We start from the raw sequence: 16,388 nt of genomic DNA, 5'->3' as shown, positions 1-16,388 counted from the left end.
GTGACCCCATCTCTTCAACACACCACGGTTTTGCTGCATGAGGCAGTCGATGCCTTGCTGGGCAATGCTGGCCCTGAGCCTTCCGGTACCTGGGTGGATGCCACCTTCGGGCGAGGGGGGCATTCCAGGCTGATCCTGCAGAGGCTGGGGCCGCAGGGGAATCTTGTCGCATTCGACAAAGACCCCGAAGCCATCCAGGAGGCAGCGCGCATCACTGATGCGCGTTTTTCCATTCGGCACGAAGGTTTTCGCCATCTGGGCGAGTTGCCTGCGGGCAGTGCCTCGGGCGTGCTGATGGACATCGGGGTGAGTTCGCCCCAGATCGACAGCCCCGAGCGGGGTTTTAGTTTCCGTTTTGATGGCCCGCTGGACATGCGCATGGATACCACGCGCGGCGAAAGCGTGGCCGAGTGGCTGGCCACGGCCGAAGTCGGGCAGATTGCGGAGGTGATACGTGAATACGGTGAAGAACGGTTTGCTGGCCCCATTGCAAAGGCGATTGTTGCTCGGCGCGAGGAACGGGGCCCCCTTGCCACCACCTCCGAGCTTGCCGATCTCGTGGCTGGCGCGGTCAAGACCCGCGAGGCGGGCCAGAACCCTGCAACGCGCACATTTCAGGCTCTACGGATTTTCATCAACGCTGAGCTTGAAGAGCTGCAGCAGGCCCTAGAGGCCAGCCTGACGGTGCTGCGCCCGGGCGGGCGGCTGGTGGTGATCAGCTTCCATTCTTTGGAAGACCGCATCGTCAAGCAGTTCATCGCCAAGCATTCCAAAGAAGTGTTTGACCGCCGTGCGCCGTTTGCCGTGCCGCAAGCCATGAAGCTCATCGCGCTCGATCGCATCAAGCCCAGCGAGCAAGAAGTGGCGGGCAACCCCCGCTCGCGCAGCGCCATCATGCGCGTCGCGCAAAGGACGGATGCATGATCTTGCATGGCGCACCGCTGTACGCCGCCGCCCCTGTCTGGGGCGGTGAGAGCGTGCGCGTGCGCCGCGTTCAGGAGGCTGCATGGCGCGCCTGAACCTGATGCTCTTGCTGGCGGTGCTGGTGAGCGCCCTGTATCTGGTGCACACGCAGTACCAGTCGCGCCGCTTGTTCACCGAGCTGGACCGCGCGGTGGCCGAAGCGCGCCGCCTGGACACGGAGCACCAGCGGTTGCAGGTTGAAAAACGCGCGCAGGCCACACCCTTGCGCGTGGAAAAGATGGCCCGCGCCCAGCTGAACATGCGCACGGCCACGCCGGCCATCACGCAGTACGTAAGTGACCCTGCCGGGGCTGAAGCCGCTGCTTCCGGTGCCAAGGCCAAGCCTGCGCCTGCGGTGGAGGGCGCGCGATGAGCCGCAGCGTGCTCTACACCTCCAGCCCGTTGCTGGCGAGCAAGACGCCCGTCTGGCGCAGCAAGTTCATCGTGGCGATGATCGGGCTGGGCTTTGTAGGTCTGGGTGCCCGCGCTGCCTATGTGCAGGTGTTTGGCAATGATTTTTTCCAGCGGCAAGGCGAGGTGCGCTTTGCCCGCACGCTGGAGCTGCCCGCCAACCGCGGCAAGATTCTGGATCGCAACGGGCTCATCCTGGCGTCCAGCGTGCCCGCTGCCAGCATCTGGGCGATTCCCGAAGACGTGGAGCACGAAAAGCCCGAGGTCAAGGCCAAGCTGCGCCAGCTGGCCAAGCTGATGGAAATGCCTTTTGCCGACCTGATGGCCAAGCTCTCCGACGAAGACAAGACCTTTGTCTGGGTGAAGCGCCAGCTGGACTGGGACGTGGGCCAGAAGATTGCGGCACTCGACATCAAGGGCATCTACCAGCGCAAGGAATACAAGCGCCAGTACCCCGAGGGTGAAGCGGCAGCCCATATCGTTGGCTTCACCAATGTGGAAGACAAGGGGCAGGAAGGCATGGAGCTGGCCTTCAACAGCCAGCTGGCTGGCAAGCCTGGCTCACGCCGCGTGATCAAGGACCGCCTGGGCCGCGTGGTCGAAGGCGTGGGCGAGACCATTCCACCGATCGACGGAAAAGACATGCAGCTGTCCATCGACAGCAAGGTGCAGTTCTTCGCCTACCAAAAATTGCGCGACCAGGTGGCGCTGCACAAGGCCAAGGCGGGCAGCGTGGTGGTGATGGACGCTCACACCGGCGAGCTGCTGGCCCTGGCCAACTACCCCAGCTACGTGCCCGACAAGCGCCAGAACCTGACCGGCGAGCAGCTGCGCAACCGCGCGCTCACCGACGTGTTTGAGCCCGGCTCGACCATGAAGCCTTTCACCATTGGCCTTGCGCTGGAGTCTGGCCGCGTCAAGCCTGAAACCGTGATCGACACCTCCCCAGGGCGCATCAACATCACTGGCTCCACCATTTCCGACACGCACAACTACGGCGCGCTCACCGTTGAAGGCGTGATCCAGAAGTCCAGCAACGTGGGCACCACCAAGCTCGCCATGCAAATGCCCGCCAAGGAGATGTGGGAAACCTTCTCGGCCGCTGGCTTTGGGCAGAAGCCGCAGATCGGCTTTCCCGGCGCCATCAGTGGGCGCTTGCGCCCCTACAAAACCTGGCGCCCGGTGGAGCAGGCCACCATGTCCTACGGCTACGGCCTGTCGGCCAGCCTGTTCCAGATGGCCCGCTCGTACACCGTGTTCGCCAACGGCGGCCGCGTCATCCCTGCCACGCTGCTCAAGACCGATGAGCCCGCTGTGGGCGTCCCCGTTTTTTCTGAGCGCACCGCTGACCAGGTGCGCAAGATGCTGCAGATGGCGGCAGGCCCCGGCGGCACGGGCCAGAAGGCCCAGACGGTGGGGTACTCGGTGGGTGGCAAGTCAGGCACGGCCCGCAAGCAGGTGGGCAAGAGCTACGCCGCCGGCAAATACCGCGCATGGTTCACCGGCTTGGCCCCCGTCGACAAGCCCCGCATCATCGTGGCCGTGATGGTGGACGAGCCCAGCGCAGGGCAGGTCTACGGCGGCCTGGTGGCCGCCCCGGTGTTCAGCGAGGTGGTGCAGCAAACCCTGCGCATGATGAACGTGCAGCCCGACATGGCCGTCAAACCCCAGATCGTGGCCAACCCGGTGGAGGAGTCGCTGTGACAGCCCCCTTGACCACCCTGCACCAGGCGGCTGAAGCCGTGGCGTGGCTGCGCGCCCGCGTCACGGGTACTTTGCAGACGGACAGCCGCAGTGTGCAGCCGGGCGACGGCTTCATCGCCTGGCCCGGTGCGGCCACCGATGGCCGCGCCCATGTGGCAGATGCGCTTCAGCGCGGTGCTGCAGCCTGCTTGGTCGAAGCCCAGGGCGTGCAGGACTTTGTCTTTCCGGCAGCTGCGCCCATCGCCGCGTTCAGTGGGCTCAAGGCCGCCACGGGCGAGATGGCATCCCAATGGTTTCATGACCCGTCCCACGCCCTGCAGGTGCTGGCCGTGACGGGCACCAATGGCAAGACCAGCAGCACCTGGTGGTTGGCAGAAGCCTTGAATTTGCTATCAAAAAATGAGCTGCCTGCGCTTGCTGGTTGTGCGGTAGTGGGTACTTTGGGTGTGGGTGTTCCGCCCTCTCTGCTCACCACTGGCATGACCACTCCCGACCCCGTGCGCCTGCACCGGGCCTTCCGCCAGTTTGCCGACCAAGGCTTGGCAGCCTGTGCGATCGAAGCGTCATCCATTGGCTTGGCGGAGCACCGCCTGGCGGGCACCCAGATCCGCGTGGGCGTGTTCACCAACTTCACGCAGGACCATCTGGACTACCACGGCTCCATGGCCGACTACTGGCTGGCCAAACGGGCCTTGTTCGACTGGCCTGGGTTGCGCACCGCAGTAGTGAACATCGACGACCCCCACGGGGCGCAGTTGCACGCTGAACTGCTTCAGCGCAGCGGTGCCAGTGCTTTGGACGTGTGGAGTGTGTCTGCTGCGGGCGAAGCGCGCATTGCCGCACGTGACATTGCCGCCGGCACGCAAGGCCTGCAGTGGCTGGTGGTCGAAGGGGCGGAGCAGCACCTGCTGCAATCCCGCGTGGTGGGCCATTACAACGTGCTCAATCTGCTGGGCGTGGTGGCCACGCTGCGCAGCCTGGGGGTGCCGCTGGCGGATGCCGTGCACGCCTGCGCACAGCTCAGCCCCGTGCCGGGCCGCATGGAGCAACTGGCGCTGCCCGGCCAGCCTCTGGTGGCTGTGGACTACGCCCACACGCCCGACGCGCTGGAAAAAGCCCTGCAAGCATTGCGCCCCCTGGCGCAGCAGCGCGGTGGGCAACTGTGGTGCGTGTTCGGCTGCGGGGGTGATCGTGATGCCACCAAGCGTCCGCTCATGGGCGCTGCCGCCCAGCACCATGCCGACTGGGTGGTGGCCACCAGCGACAACCCGCGCAGCGAAGACCCTGCCCACATCCTGCACCAGATCCTGCAGGGCACGATTGCCGGCGAAACCGTGCGGGTGGAGCCCGATCGTGCCGCCGCCATCGCCCTGGCATTGAACGAGGCCGACCCTGCGGATGTGGTGCTGATTGCCGGCAAGGGGCACGAGGATTACCAAGAGGTGGCGGGCGTGCGCCGCCCGTTTTCAGACATGGCCCAGGCGCGTGCAGCGCTGCAGGCCCGCGGAGGCAGCACATGGGCATGATGACCCTTCAACAGGCCCTGGGCTTTGTCCGCCAGCGCATCCCCAGCGCCCACCTGGTGGGTGATGGTGCCACGCCCCTGGCCCGTGTGCACACCGATACCCGCACCTTGCAAGCCGGCGACCTATTTGTCGCGCTCAAGGGCGAGCGGTTTGATGCCAACGCCTTTCTGCCCCAAGCCCAGGCCAGCGGCGCCGCAGCCGCCCTGGCGCACGGTGGCGTCGCGGCGGCGGGGCTGCCCGGCATTGAGGTGCCCGACAGCCTGGCTGCGTTTGGCGCCTTGGCTGCAGGGTGGCGCGCCCAGTTTGCTTTGCCGCTGATCGGCGTGACGGGTAGCAACGGCAAGACCACCGTGACGCAGATGATTGCGTCCATTCTGCGGGCCTGGAAGGGCGAGGCCGCGTTTGCCACGCAAGGCAACTTCAACAACGACATCGGCGTGCCCCTGATGCTGCTGCGCCTCACGGCCGCCCACGAGGCTGCCGTGATCGAACTGGGCATGAACCACCCCGGCGAAATTGCCACGCTGGCGGCCATGGCCCAACCGACGGTGGCCCTGGTCAACAACGCCCAGCGCGAACATCTGGAGTTCATGCACACCGTGCAGGCGGTGGCGGAAGAAAACGGCTCCGTGCTGACCGCCCTGCCTGCCGACGGGGTGGCCGTGTTCCCGGCGCAAGACACTTACACACCGCTGTGGCGCCAGTTGGCGGGGGGGCGCCGCTGCATCACCTTTGGTGAAGGCGGCGATGTGCAGTGCACGCAGGCTCTTTGGGAGCAAGGGGCCTGGAGCGTGGCTGTGGCCGCCCCTGCGGGCGCAGTGCGCTTTCGGCTGCACATTGCAGGCCGCCATAACGTTGTTAACGCCTTGGCTGCTGCAGCCTGCGCGTTGGCAGCCGGCGCGCCGCTGGATGCGGTGGTGCAAGGGCTGGAAGCATTTGCTCCCGTCAAGGGCCGCTCGCGCGCCCTGCGAATCACCCATGGCGGTCGCGGCATCACGGTGGTGGACGACAGCTACAACGCCAACCCCGATTCGATGCGCGCCGCGATCGACGTGCTGGCCGATCTGCCCGCCCCCCAGTTGCTGGTGATGGGCGACATGGGCGAAGTGGGCAACCAGGGCCCCGCGTTCCATGCAGAAGCCGGTGAGCACGCACGCAGCGCAGGCATTTCGCACGTTTACACGCTGGGCGCGCTGTCCGCTCACGCTGCTGCGGCTTGTGGCCCGGCCGCACAACATTTTGAAGACATGGCATCGCTGCAGGCAGCGGTGCGCAAGGCGCTGCCCCAGGTGGGCAGCGTGCTGGTGAAGGGATCCCGGTTCATGAAGATGGAACAGGTGGTGGAGGCGATGGTCGCCACCGCACAAGAACAACAACAGCCCGCCGCAGCAGGTGCAGGGGGCGTGCAGTGATGACTCAGGCAATGAACCAGGTCACGGTGCAGGGAGGATTCGCATGCTACTGATGCTTTCGCAATGGCTGCAGGGGCTCTCGCCCGAGTTCGGCTTTTTCCGGGTCTTCCAGTACCTCACCTTCCGCGCCGTGATGGCGGCGATGACGGCTCTGCTGATCGGGTTGGTGGCGGGCCCGAGGGTGATCCGTGTGCTCACCGCGCTCAAGATCGGCCAGCCCATTCGGGGCTATGGCATGCAGTCGCACCTGTCCAAAAGCGGCACGCCCACCATGGGCGGGGTGCTGATTCTGTTGTCGATCGCGATCTCCACTTTGTTGTGGTTTGACCTGTCGAACCGTTTTGTCTGGATCGTGCTCATCGTCACGCTGGGCTTTGGTGCCATTGGGTGGGTGGATGACTGGCGCAAGGTCGTCAACAAAGACCCCGAAGGCATGCGCTCGCGCGAGAAGTATTTCTGGCAGTCAGTCATTGGGCTCGTGGCGGCCCTGTACCTGGCGTTCAGCATTTCGGAAAGCTCCAACGCCAAGGTGCTTGAGCTGTTCGTGAGCTGGGTGCAGTCGGGCTTCTCGCTGGATTTGCCGCCCAAGGCGGGCCTGCAACTGCCCTTTTTCAAAGAGGTGAGCTACCCATTGGGCGTGCTGGGCTTCGTCATCCTGACCTACCTGGTCATCGTGGGCTCCAGCAATGCCGTCAACCTCACCGACGGACTCGATGGCCTGGCCATCATGCCGGTGGTGATGGTGGGCTCGGCCCTGGGCGTGTTTGCCTACGTCACCGGCAGCTCGGTGTACTCCAAGTACCTGTTCTTCCCGCACATTCCTGGCTCGGGCGAGTTGTTGATCTTCTGCGCGGCCATGGCCGGGGCGGGGCTGGCCTTTCTGTGGTTCAACGCCCACCCCGCGCAGGTCTTCATGGGTGATGTGGGCGCCTTGGCGCTGGGCGGCGCGCTGGGCACCATCGCCGTCATCGTGCGCCAGGAAATCGTGCTGGCCATCATGGGCGGCATCTTCGTGGTGGAAGCCCTGTCCGTGATGCTGCAGGTGACCTGGTTCAAGTACACGAAAAAGCGCTACGGCGAAGGCCGTCGCCTGCTCAAGATGGCGCCGCTGCACCACCACTTTGAAAAGAGTGGCTGGAAAGAAACGCAAGTGGTCATCCGCTTCTGGATCATCACCATGCTGCTGTGCCTCATCGGCCTGTCCACGTTGAAACTGCGATGAGTACGCTGGATTCCTCTTCTCTGAACCACGGTGCCGAAGTGCCGGGCACTGATGCGCCCACCGGGCTGGAGGACGCTGCGTTGGAACGTCAAGAAATGCCCGCAGCGAGCGAGCCTGCTGACCGCACTGGCCTTGCCGGCGAGGCCGTACAGCCCGCAGCAGAGTGCACCATGGCGGATGCACCTGATGAACAACCTGCAGCGGACCCAACCGCGTCCGACAATCTGCAACCCAGCGTAGGTGAGCCTCCAGCAGAAGGTGTCGAACCCGTAGCAGAGTCCACCCCCAGCGTGGCGGTGCTAGACAACTACGTGGCGCCAGCTGTTTCTGCGGCCAAGGCCGCTGCCGATTTTGTCGCACAGATTTTTGCCGAGGTCCGCGCGAGCGATGTGCCCGAGGGCGCCGCGGGACCCGTGGTCAATGACCTTGCTGTGGCTGAAGCGCAGCCCGCTGAACTGGAGCCTCAGGGGCGTCCCGGCGAAGGCATGGCCCCCATGCAAGGCCAGAACGTGCTGGTGCTGGGTTTGGGCGCTTCGGGCCTGGCCATGGCCCGCTGGTGCGTGCGCTGCGGCGCCCAGGTCACGGTGGCCGACACGCGCGAAGCGCCCCCGCAACTGGCCTTGCTGCAGCAAGAGCTGCCGCAGGTGCGGTTTGTGGCAGGGCCCTTCGATGCGTCACTGGTCGATGGCAAAGGCCTGCATGCGGTGTACCGTTCTCCTGGCCTGAGCCCGGCCACGTTTGCCCCGGTGTTCCGGGCAGCCCAGGCGATTGGCCTGGTCACGGGCAGCGAGTTGACCTTGTACGCCGCAGCGCTGGCCTACCTGCGCAGCCAGCACGGCTACGCACCGTGCGTGCTGGCCATCACTGGCACCAATGGCAAAACCACGGTCACATCGCTCACCGGGCAACTGGTGGAGCGTGCTGGCAAAACCGTGGCGGTGGCCGGCAACATTGGCCCCACACTGCTCGACACCCTGGCAGGTCATATCGACGCGGACACATTGCCCCAGGCCTGGGTGCTGGAGCTTTCCAGCTTTCAGCTCGATGGCGTGGCTGGCTTTGAACCCACGGCCGCCACGGTGCTGAACATCACGCAGGATCACCTCGACTGGCACGGCGACATCAACGCCTATGCTGCGGCCAAGGCCCGCATTTTTGGCGAGACGGGCCTCATGGTGCTCAACCGCGAAGACCCCGAGGTGATGCAGATGCTGCCGCCGCCCGTGCGGGTGAAGCTCCAGAAGCCGCAGCAGCGCGAACACATCACCTTTGGTGCCGACATGCCGCGTCGGCCGGGCGATTTCGGGATTGAAATCGTCAACGGCATGCCCTGGCTGGTGCGCGCGCTGGAAGCCGACGAAACCCGCAAACGCAGCCGCAGCGAGGCGGAGGAAGAACTGCACATCCAGCGCCTCATGCCTGCCGATGCCCTGCGCATTCGCGGTCGGCACAACGCCACCAATGCCCTCGCTGCCCTGGCGTTGGCCTCTGCCGCTGGTTGCCCGCTGGCTCCCATGCTCTACGGCCTGCGCGAATACCGCGGCGAGCCGCACCGCGTGGAGCCTGTGGCGTTGGTCAATGGCGTGGAATATTTTGACGACAGCAAGGGCACGAACGTGGGCGCCACAGTGGCCGCGTTGACGGGCCTGGGGGCGGATCGCCGCATCGTCCTCATCCTGGGTGGTGAAGGCAAGGGGCAGGATTTTTCGCCGCTGGCAACGCCCGTGGCGCGGTACGCGCGTGCCGTGGTACTCATCGGCCGCGATGCCCCGCAGATCCGCAGCGCCTTGTCCGACACGGGCGTGGCCCTGATCGACGCGCCCGACCTGCCCCAGGCCGTGGCCCTGGCCACGCAGCGTGCGCACGCGGGCGATGCAGTGCTGATGTCCCCTGCCTGCGCCAGCTTTGACATGTTCAAAGACTACGAACACCGCGCGCATGTGTTCTGCGACACCGTGCGCAGCCTGGCGCAGGACGCAGGCCAAACCCTGGAGGGCGAGTGATGCCCGCATCCGCCGACACATCCCCCGAATCCGGCACAGGCTTGCTGTCGCGCCTGGGCGGCTGGTTTGGCAGCCTGACAGGCAAGGCTGGTGATGTGCTGCCCGTGCGCGTGGGCGGCACGGAGTACCGCCAGTCCACCACCACGCCTGCCAGCGTGCTGGGCTACGACCAGGCGCTGATGTGGGTGGTGGTGGCATTGCTGGCCTGGGGGCTGGTGATGGTGTATTCGGCCTCGATTGCGTTGCCAGACAACCCGCGCTTTGCCAACTACGCCCCCACCCATTTCCTCACCCGGCACATGATGTACCTGGTGTTTGGTTTTGTGGCGGCGCTGCTGGCTTTTCAGGTGCCCATGAAGGTGTGGGAGCGCCTGGCGCCCTGGCTGTTTGTGGGCGCGTTGCTGTTGCTGGTGGCGGTACTCATCCCAGGTGTGGGCAAGGTGGTGAACGGTGCCCGCCGCTGGCTGGCCATCGGCCCCATTGGCTTTCAGCCTTCCGAGGTGGCCAAGCTGGCCGTGCTGATCTACGCCGCCGATTACATGGTGCGCAAGATGGAAGTGAAGGAGCGCTTCTTCCGCGCCGTGCTACCCATGGGCGCTGCGGTGGGCATTGTGGGTGTACTGCTGCTGGCCGAGCCCGACATGGGCGCCTTCATGGTGGTGGCGGTGATTGCCATGGGCATTCTGTTTCTGGGGGGCGTTAACGCCCGCATGTTCTTCCTGATTGCTGGCGTGCTGGTGGGGGCCTTCGCCTTGATGATTGCCAGTTCCCCCTGGCGGCGTGAGCGGGTGTTTGCGTACCTCGATCCGTTCAGCGAGCAACACGCCTTGGGCAAGGGCTACCAGCTGTCACACTCGCTGATCGCTATCGGGCGCGGTGAGGTTTTTGGTGTGGGGCTGGGCGGCAGTGTGGAAAAGCTGCACTGGCTGCCCGAAGCGCACACCGACTTTTTGCTGGCCGTGATCGGCGAGGAGTTTGGCCTGGTGGGCGTGATCACGCTCATCGTCCTGTTCCTCTGGATGACGCGCCGCATCATGCACATTGGCCGCCAGGCCATTGCCCTGGACCGTGTCTTCTCGGGTCTGGTCGCGCAGGGCGTGGCGATCTGGATCGGCTTTCAGGCCTTCATCAACATGGGCGTGAACCTGGGCGCCTTGCCCACCAAGGGGCTGACCTTGCCGTTGATGAGTTTCGGCGGCTCGGCCATCCTGCTCAACCTGGTGGCCCTGGCCATCGTGATGCGAGTGGACTATGAAAACAAGCTGCTCATGCGCGGAGGCCGCGTATGAGCAGCTTGTTTCATCAAAGCAAGCAACTGCAGCGCGTCAGCGCTGCCGAATGCGAAGCATTCGATGCACGGAGGCCGCGTATGAGCAGCTTGTTTCTTAAAAATATGCGCTGCATTGCACCAGCAATGCGGGCTGCGCAGCAGCCCATGCGCGGAGGTCGCGTATGAGCCAGAAGACTGCTCTCATCATGGCCGGCGGCACCGGCGGCCACATCTTCCCTGGCCTTGCAGTGGCCGAAGAGCTGCGTGCGCGCGGCTGGCGAGTGCACTGGCTGGGCGCGCCCGGCAGCATGGAATCGCGCATCGTGCCCCAGCACGGCTTTGCGCTGGAGCTGATTGATTTTTCTGGCGTGCGCGGCAAGGGTCTGGTCACGCTGGCCTTGCTGCCGCTGCGCCTGCTGCGTGCGTTCTGGCAGGCATTGCAGGTCGTGCGCCGCGTCAAGCCCAATGTGGTGGTGGGCCTGGGCGGCTACATCACCTTCCCGGGCGGGATGATGGGCGTGCTGTGTGGCAAGCCGCTGGTGCTGCACGAGCAGAACTCGGTGGCGGGCATGGCCAACAAGGTGCTGGCGGGCGTGGCCGACCGGGTGTTCACCGCCTTCCCCAACGTGTTCAAGAAGGCCCAGTGGGTGGGCAACCCGCTGCGCACTGCATTCACGCGCCAGGCGGCACCGGCAGAGCGTTTTGCAGGCCGCACCGGCCCGCTGCGGCTGCTGGTGGTGGGCGGCAGCCTGGGCGCCCGGGCGCTCAACGAGATCGTGCCCCAGGCACTGGCCTTGATTCCGCCCGAGCAACGCCCCGTGGCCCTCCACCAAAGCGGGGCCACGCAGATCGATGCATTGCGCGCCAACTACGAGGCCGCTGGCGTGCAGGCGGAGTTGACTCCGTTCATCGAAGACACGGCCAGTGCGTTTGCCCACGCCGACATCATCGTCTGCCGTGCCGGGGCCAGCACCGTGACCGAAATTGCCGCCGTGGGTGCCGCGGCCATCTTTGTGCCATTCCCTTCGGCGGTGGACGACCACCAGACCACCAACGCCCAGTTTTTGGTGGGCGCGGGCGGCGGCTGGCTGGTGCAGCAAAGCGACCTGACCCCCGAGGGGTTGGCCAAAATGCTATTGAATTCAGAGCGCCCAGCGCTTGTAGAGATTGCCGAGAAGGCCAAAAACATGCAAAAAATCAATGCCACCCGCGAAGTGGTGGCCGCGTGCGAGGAGTTGGCACAATGAAGCACGCCATTCGCCATATCCACTTCGTAGGCTTGGGTGGCGCCGGCATGAGCGGCATTGCCGAAGTGCTGTTCAACCTGGGTTACCGCATTTCGGGCTCGGACCTGGCCGACAGCGCCACGCTGCGCCGCCTGCAGGGCCTGGGCATCAAGACCTGCCTGGGCCACGCCGCAGCGAACATCGATGGTGCCGATGCCGTGGTGACCTCCACCGCAGTCACCGCTGACAACCCCGAAGTGCTGGCGGCACGCGCCAAGAAGATTCCCGTGGTGCCCCGCGCCCTCATGCTGGCCGAGCTGATGCGCCTGAAGCAGGGCATTGCCATCGCAGGCACCCATGGCAAGACCACCACCACCAGCCTGGTGACCAGCGTGCTGGCCGAGGCGGGGCTGGACCCGACCTTCGTGATTGGCGGCAAGCTCAACAGCGCGGGTGCCAACGCCAAGCTGGGCAGCGGTGACTACATCGTGGTGGAGGCGGATGAGTCTGACGCCTCATTCCTGAACCTGCTGCCGGTGATGGCGGTGGTGACCAACATCGACGCCGACCACATGGAAACCTACGGCCACGACTTTGGCCGGCTCAAGGGCGCGTTTGTGGACTTTCTGCACCGCATGCCGTTCTACGGCACCGCAGTGCTGTGCGTGGACAGCCCCGCGGTGCGCGAGATCTTGCCCAACGTGACCTGCCCGGTGACCAGCTACGGCTTCTCGGAAGACGCCCAGGTGCGTGCCGTCAACGTGCGCGCCCAAGCCGGGCAAATGCATTTCACGGTGCAGCGGCGCAACGGCGTCACGCTGCCGGACTTGGACATCGTGCTCAACCTGGCGGGCGAGCACAACGTGCTCAATGCCTTGTCGGCTATCGCGATTGCGGTGGAGCTGAACATTCCCGACGAAGCCGTGCAGCGCGCGCTGGCGGGCTTCAAGGGCGTGGGCCGGCGCTTCCAGAGCTATGGCAACCTGCCCGCCAAGGACGGCGGCCAGTTCACCGTGATCGACGACTACGGCCACCACCCGGTCGAGATGGCCGCCACGCTGGCCGCCGCGCGTGGTGCCTTTCCTGGGCGCCGGCTGGTGCTGGCCTTCCAGCCCCACCGTTACAGCCGCACACGCGATTGCTTTGAAGATTTCGTGAAGGTGATTGGCAGTGCCGACGCGGTGTTGCTGACCGAGGTGTATGCCGCCGGTGAGGCTCCGGTGGTGGCTGCGGACGGGCGTTCTCTCGCCCGCGCGCTGCGCGTGGCGGGCCGCGTGGAGCCGCTTTTTGTAGACAACGTGGCGGATCTGCCACAGACCATTGCCGACAACGCACGCGATGGCGACGTAGTCATGTGCATGGGGGCTGGTTCCATAGGGTTGGTGCCCGGAAAGGTGGTCGATTTGCTACAAAATAGTGAGCTAGCACCGCTTGCAGGGAAAGCGCAATGACGCAATTGAATACCAATGTTGATGTGAAGGCCCTGGGCAAGGTGGCCGTGTTGATGGGTGGCTCCTCGGCAGAGCGGGAGGTTTCGCTGATGTCGGGAACCGGCGTGCTGCAGGCCCTGCGCTCGCGCGGTGTCGATGCCCATGCGTTCGACCCTTCGGAAACCGATCTGATCGAACTCAAGCGCGGTGGTTACGCCCGCTGTTTCATCGCGCTGCATGGCCGCCATGGTGAAGACGGCACCGTGCAGGGCGCGCTCGAGCTGCTGGGCATTCCGTACACCGGCCCTGGCGTGATGGCGTCCAGCATTGCCATCGACAAGATCATGACCAAGCGCATCTGGCGCTTTGAAGGTCTGTCCACCCCCGACTGGCGTCTGGTGTCCAGCGCAGCGGAAACCGAGCAGGCGCTGCAGGCCCTGGGCGCTCCCATGATCGTCAAGCCCTCGCGTGAGGGCTCGACCATCGGGCTGACCAAGGTCACCTCGGCCGAGCAATGCGCCAAGGCGTATGCGCTGGCTTCGCAATACGACCCTGAAGTGCTGTGCGAACAGTTCATCGAAGGCGATGAAACCACCTGCCCCGTGCTGGGCGAGGGGGCTGCTGCCCAGGCACTGCCGGTGATCCGCATCGTGGCGCCCGAGGGCAACTACGACTACCAGAACAAGTACTTCACCGACACCACCCAGTACCACTGCCCGAGCGGCTTGCCAGCGCATGAGGAAGCCGCCATCCAGCGTCTGGTGGAAAAGGCCTTCCGCGCCCTGGGTTGCCGGGGCTGGGCACGTGCCGACATCATGATTCGCGCCAGCGACCGCCAGCCCTTCCTGCTGGAAATCAACACCTCGCCCGGCATGACTGGCCATTCGCTGGTGCCCATGTCGGCCCGCGCTGCGGGGCTGAGCTATGAAGACCTGTGCGTGGGCATTTTGGCCACCGCGTCGCTGGACTCTGCCGCCGGGCATGAAGGAGCCATTCAGCCATGACCGCCGCCATGCCAGCACCGCTGGACGTCAAGCTCATGAACATGACCGCCTCGGTCCTGTTTGTGGGCTGCGCCCTGCTTGTGCTGGCAGCGGGTGCCTGGTGGGTGATGCGCTACCCCGGCTTTGCCATCGCACGCATCGTGGTGCACGGAGACTTGGTGCACAACAACGCTGTCACCCTGCGGGCCAATGTGGGGCCCCGGCTGGCGGGCAACTTTTTCACGGTGGATTTGCGTGCAGCGCGCGAGGCGTTCGAGCAGGTGCCCTGGGTGCGCAAGGCGGCTGTGCGCCGCGAATACCCCGGCCTGCTGCATGTGGAACTGGAAGAGCACGACGCTGTGGCGTATTGGGGCCCGGAGTCGGGCTCGGCGCTGGTCAACAGCCAGGGCGAGGTATTTGAAGCGAACGTAGGCGATGTCGAGCAGGAAGACCTGCCGCGCCTGTCAGGCCCCGAAGGCAGTTCGCAAGAGGTATTGGCCATGTACGGCGTGGTGGCCCCGGTGTTCAAAACCATGGGGCTGGAGCTGGAAGAGCTGGAGTTGAACGGACGCGGCGGCTGGCGCGCCAAGCTGGCGAACAACGCCGTGGTGCAACTGGGCGGTGGCGACGAGCAAGAGCTGCTGCAGCGCACGCGCCGCTTTGCCCGCACGCTGGCACAGGTGGCTGCGCAATACCAGCGACGGGTGGATGCGCTGGAGTCGGCAGATTTGAGACATGTTGGGGGCTACGCGTTGAAGCTGAGGGGGGTGACCACCACGGCTGGGGTGGAAGCAACCCCCGCCGTGCGCCGGTGACGCCAGAGGCAATGCGCAGCAGAAAAGAACCATGAAGGGCAGAAACTGATATGGCAAGAGAATACAAAGACGTGGTGGTGGGCCTGGACATTGGCACAGCCAAGGTCATGGCCGTGGTCGCCGAAGTCCTGCCCAGTGGCGAGCTCAAGCTGGCCGGGCTGGGTGTGGCACCCAGCAATGGTCTCAAGCGCGGTGTGGTGGTCAACATCGACGCCACGGTGCAGAGCATTCAGCAGGCCTTGAAAGAAGCCGAGCTGATGGCGGACTGCAAGATCCAGCGCGTCTACACCGGCATCACCGGCAGCCACATTCGTGGCCTCAATTCGAGCGGCATGGTGGCCGTGAAGGACAAGGAAGTCACCGCGGCCGACGTGGCGCGTGTGGTGGAGACGGCCAAGGCCATCAACATCAGCAGCGACCAGCGCCTATTGCTGGTGGAGCCACAAGAGTTTGTGATCGACGGGCAAGACGTGAAAGAGCCTATCGGCATGAGCGGCATCCGCCTGGAAGCCAAGATCCACATCGTGACCGGTGCCCAGAGCGCGGCCGAGAACATCATCAAATGCGTGCGTCGCTGCGGCCTGGAAGTGGAGCAGCTGTTGCTCAACCCCCTGGCCAGCAGCCAGGCCGTGCTGACCGATGACGAGCGCGAGCTTGGCGTGGTGGTGGTGGACATTGGCGCAGGCACGACCGATGTGGCCATCTTCACCGGCGGTGCCATTCGCCACACGGCGGTGATCCCGATTGCGGGCGACCTCATCACCAGCGACATCGCCATGGCGCTGCGCACGCCCACCAAAGATGCTGAAGACATCAAGGTCGAAAGCGGCTACGCCAAGCAGTTGCTGGCCGACCCCGAAGCCCAGGTGGAAGTGCCAGGCCTGGGCGACCGCAGCCCCCGCATGCTCAGCAAGCAGGCGCTGGCCGGTGTGATCGAGCCGCGTGTCGAAGAAATCTTCTCGCTGGTGCAGCAGGTGGTGCGCGAGTCGGGCTACGAAGAAGTGCTGTCTTCGGGCATTGTTCTCACTGGCGGCAGTTCTGTGATGCCCGGCATGATCGAGCTGGGCGAAGATATCTTCCTCAAGCCCGTGCGCCGTGGCATGCCCAAGTATTCCAGCGCACTGGCCGACATGGTGGCCCAGCCCCGTGCTGCCACCGTGATGGGCCTGCTCGAAGAGGCCCGCCTGGCCCGGCTGCGCGGCTTCAAGGTTGCGCAAAAGAGCGGCTCTGTGAAGACCGCGTTTGGCCGTTTCAAAGACTTCATCGTGGGGAATTTCTGATGCAGCACTTCCCCACGACCCTCGCCCGGGAAAGTCCCCACCTGCGCCACCGTGAGCGATGGCGATGTACCGGACCGCCAGGCTCACCCCCCGCGAAGTTGACCCCATTCATTCATTGGCAAATCCATACCCGTAAAGAAACA

At 65.0% G+C, this 16,388-nt stretch carries 13 protein-coding genes; all 13 read left to right on the top strand.

Features of this window, described 5'->3' with window-relative positions; genetic code table 11:
* The 13 genes from rsmH to ftsA all read left to right on the top strand — a co-directional run bounded on the left by rsmH (position 1) and on the right by ftsA (position 16,245).
* Positions 1–924: a 16S rRNA (cytosine(1402)-N(4))-methyltransferase RsmH gene (rsmH, locus tag BDD18_RS06960; RefSeq protein WP_142082092.1), complete on the top strand. Its 924-nt coding sequence runs from the start codon at positions 1–3 to the stop codon at positions 922–924.
* Positions 925–1,006: 82 nt separating this feature from the next.
* Complete coding sequence (gene ftsL / locus BDD18_RS06955; RefSeq protein WP_142082090.1) at positions 1,007–1,336, top strand: cell division protein FtsL; 330 nt, start codon at positions 1,007–1,009, stop codon at positions 1,334–1,336.
* Entirely contained in the window at positions 1,333–3,078 is a 1,746-nt protein-coding gene (locus BDD18_RS06950) for a peptidoglycan D,D-transpeptidase FtsI family protein (protein ID WP_142082088.1), read from the top strand. Before ftsL ends, BDD18_RS06950 begins: the two co-directional genes overlap by 4 nt.
* The gene (locus BDD18_RS06945; protein WP_142082086.1) at positions 3,075–4,604 is read left to right on the top strand and encodes a UDP-N-acetylmuramoyl-L-alanyl-D-glutamate--2,6-diaminopimelate ligase; all 1,530 of its coding nucleotides are present in this window, start codon (positions 3,075–3,077) and stop codon (positions 4,602–4,604) included. The genes BDD18_RS06950 and BDD18_RS06945 overlap by 4 nt, the downstream gene beginning before the upstream one ends.
* Positions 4,595–6,016 (top strand): UDP-N-acetylmuramoyl-tripeptide--D-alanyl-D-alanine ligase, encoded by a 1,422-nt coding sequence (locus BDD18_RS06940; protein ID WP_142082083.1) that lies wholly within the window; start codon positions 4,595–4,597, stop codon positions 6,014–6,016. The genes BDD18_RS06945 and BDD18_RS06940 overlap by 10 nt, the downstream gene beginning before the upstream one ends.
* 43 nt (positions 6,017–6,059) lie before the next feature.
* Positions 6,060–7,238, top strand: a complete 1,179-nt coding sequence (gene mraY, locus BDD18_RS06935) for a phospho-N-acetylmuramoyl-pentapeptide-transferase (protein ID WP_142082081.1) — start codon at positions 6,060–6,062, stop codon at positions 7,236–7,238.
* A 95-nt stretch (positions 7,239–7,333) separates the two neighbouring features.
* Positions 7,334–9,241, top strand: coding sequence for a UDP-N-acetylmuramoyl-L-alanine--D-glutamate ligase (gene murD, locus BDD18_RS06930; protein WP_420837310.1), 1,908 nt, complete (start codon positions 7,334–7,336; stop codon positions 9,239–9,241).
* Entirely contained in the window at positions 9,241–10,530 is a 1,290-nt protein-coding gene (ftsW, locus tag BDD18_RS06925) for a putative lipid II flippase FtsW (RefSeq protein ID WP_142082079.1), read from the top strand. Before murD ends, ftsW begins: the two co-directional genes overlap by 1 nt.
* A gap of 163 nt (positions 10,531–10,693) precedes the next feature.
* Positions 10,694–11,758 (top strand): undecaprenyldiphospho-muramoylpentapeptide beta-N-acetylglucosaminyltransferase, encoded by a 1,065-nt coding sequence (murG, locus tag BDD18_RS06920; protein ID WP_142082077.1) that lies wholly within the window; start codon positions 10,694–10,696, stop codon positions 11,756–11,758.
* Entirely contained in the window at positions 11,755–13,188 is a 1,434-nt protein-coding gene (gene murC, locus BDD18_RS06915; protein ID WP_142082075.1) for a UDP-N-acetylmuramate--L-alanine ligase, read from the top strand. The genes murG and murC overlap by 4 nt, the downstream gene beginning before the upstream one ends.
* Positions 13,185–14,171: a D-alanine--D-alanine ligase gene (locus BDD18_RS06910; protein WP_066691432.1), complete on the top strand. Its 987-nt coding sequence runs from the start codon at positions 13,185–13,187 to the stop codon at positions 14,169–14,171. The genes murC and BDD18_RS06910 overlap by 4 nt, the downstream gene beginning before the upstream one ends.
* On the top strand, positions 14,168–14,965 hold the full coding sequence (locus BDD18_RS06905) for a cell division protein FtsQ/DivIB (RefSeq protein WP_142082073.1): 798 nt from the start codon (positions 14,168–14,170) through the stop codon (positions 14,963–14,965). The genes BDD18_RS06910 and BDD18_RS06905 overlap by 4 nt, the downstream gene beginning before the upstream one ends.
* Before the next feature lie 50 nt (positions 14,966–15,015).
* On the top strand, positions 15,016–16,245 hold the full coding sequence (gene ftsA, locus BDD18_RS06900; protein WP_066691430.1) for a cell division protein FtsA: 1,230 nt from the start codon (positions 15,016–15,018) through the stop codon (positions 16,243–16,245).
* Positions 16,246–16,388: the final 143 nt, after the last annotated feature.

Source organism: Acidovorax temperans (assembly GCF_006716905.1).
Classification (GTDB): Bacteria; Pseudomonadota; Gammaproteobacteria; order Burkholderiales; family Burkholderiaceae_C; genus Acidovorax; species Acidovorax temperans.
The sequence above is the reverse complement of the archived record's forward strand: the minus strand, read 5'-3'. Positions and strand labels throughout refer to the sequence as shown.

What these genes read in the sequence shown, in the direction of transcription:
- ftsL (WP_142082090.1), top strand. Translation starts at nt 1,007, where the DNA reads ATGGCGCGCCTGAACCTGATGCTCTTGCTGGCGGTGCTGGTGAGCGCC.
- BDD18_RS06950 (WP_142082088.1), top strand. Translation starts at nt 1,333, where the DNA reads ATGAGCCGCAGCGTGCTCTACACCTCCAGCCCGTTGCTGGCGAGCAAG.
- BDD18_RS06940 (WP_142082083.1), top strand. Translation starts at nt 4,595, where the DNA reads ATGGGCATGATGACCCTTCAACAGGCCCTGGGCTTTGTCCGCCAGCGC.
- mraY (WP_142082081.1), top strand. Translation starts at nt 6,060, where the DNA reads ATGCTACTGATGCTTTCGCAATGGCTGCAGGGGCTCTCGCCCGAGTTC.
- murD (WP_420837310.1), top strand. Translation starts at nt 7,334, where the DNA reads ATGCCCGCAGCGAGCGAGCCTGCTGACCGCACTGGCCTTGCCGGCGAG.
- ftsW (WP_142082079.1), top strand. Translation starts at nt 9,241, where the DNA reads ATGCCCGCATCCGCCGACACATCCCCCGAATCCGGCACAGGCTTGCTG.
- murG (WP_142082077.1), top strand. Translation starts at nt 10,694, where the DNA reads ATGAGCCAGAAGACTGCTCTCATCATGGCCGGCGGCACCGGCGGCCAC.
- murC (WP_142082075.1), top strand. Translation starts at nt 11,755, where the DNA reads ATGAAGCACGCCATTCGCCATATCCACTTCGTAGGCTTGGGTGGCGCC.
- BDD18_RS06910 (WP_066691432.1), top strand. Translation starts at nt 13,185, where the DNA reads ATGACGCAATTGAATACCAATGTTGATGTGAAGGCCCTGGGCAAGGTG.
- BDD18_RS06905 (WP_142082073.1), top strand. Translation starts at nt 14,168, where the DNA reads ATGACCGCCGCCATGCCAGCACCGCTGGACGTCAAGCTCATGAACATG.
- ftsA (WP_066691430.1), top strand. Translation starts at nt 15,016, where the DNA reads ATGGCAAGAGAATACAAAGACGTGGTGGTGGGCCTGGACATTGGCACA.